Source organism: Arthrobacter sp. UYNi723 (genome assembly GCF_054057635.1).
This window is the reverse complement of the sequence record NZ_JBSRZM010000086.1, coordinates 1-1,226: the sequence shown is the minus strand read 5'-3', so window position 1 is coordinate 1,226 and position 1,226 is coordinate 1. Positions and strand designations below refer to the sequence as shown.

Annotated in this window: 1 protein-coding gene; it reads right to left on the bottom strand. The window is 65.7% G+C overall.

Features of this window, described 5'->3' with window-relative positions; all coding sequences use genetic code 11:
* On the bottom strand, window positions 1-1,226 hold a 1,226-nt coding region (locus ACVWY0_RS22315; protein WP_485838635.1), incomplete at both ends, for a molybdopterin-dependent oxidoreductase.

Genomic DNA, 1,226 nt, shown 5'->3' with positions numbered 1-1,226 from the left:
GACATGGAGTCCTCCACGGACAGGAACTGCGCGCCCTTGGGGTGCTTGTCGTCCTTGTCGGTCCGCCCCAGCGTGGGCAGGATCAGCGACGTGCGCCCGTGCACCACGTGGGAGCGGTTCGGCTTGGTGGAGATGTGCACGGTCAGGCCGATCCGCTGCATGCCCGCTTCCAGGGTTTCGGTGTCCGAGCAGGCGAGCGAGAAGTTTCCGCCCATGGAGACAAAAACGTCCACCTCGTCACGCTCGAACGCTTCCATGGCCTCGACTGCGTCATACCCGTGGTGCCGCGGGGACTGGATCCCGAACTCGTTGTCCAGGGCGGCCAGGAGCCACTCCTTGGGCTTCTCCCAGATGCCCATGGTCCGGTCGCCCTGGACGTTGGAGTGCCCGCGGACCGGGCAGGCGCCGGCGCCGGGCTTGCCGAAGTTGCCCTGCAGCAGCAGGACGTTGACCATCTCCTTGATGGTGTCCACCGAGTGCGGCTGCTGCGTGACGCCGAGGGCCCAGCAGAAGATGGTGGCCTTGGACCGGACCAGCATCCCGGCCACATCCTCGATCTGCTGCCGGGACAGGCCGGTCGCTTTCTCGGTTTCGGCCCAGTCGAGTTCCCGGCGGGCGTCACTGTAGGCATCGAAGCCGTCGGTTTGGGCGTCGATGAAGGAACGGTCGACGACGGTGCCGGGGTTGCGTTCTTCCTCCGCCAGGAGCAGGTGGCCCAGTGCCTGGAACAGTGCCAGGTCACCGCCGACCTTGATCTGGAGGTACTCATCGGCGAGCGGGGTGCCGCCGCCGACCACACCGGAGATGGTCTGCGGGTCCTTGAAGTTGAAGAGGCCGGCCTCCGGCAGCGGGTTGACGGCCACCACTTTACCGCCGTTGTCCTTGCACTCTTTCAGCGCCGAGAGCATCCGGGGGTGGTTGGTGCCGGGGTTTTGCCCGACGACGAAGATGAGCTCGGAGTCGTGGATGTCTTCCAGGGACACGGTCCCTTTGCCGATGCCGATGGTCGGGTTCAGCGCCGAGCCCGAGGACTCGTGGCACATGTTGGAACAGTCCGGCAGGTTGTTCGTGCCCAGGGCCCGCGCGAACAACTGGTACATAAACGCCGTCTCGTTCGCCGTGCGGCCGGACGTGTAGAAGACGCACCGGTCCGGCGTGGAGACCCGGATGTGCTCGCCAATCAGGTCGAACGCTTCGGCCCAGGAAATCGGCGAATAGTGCGTGTC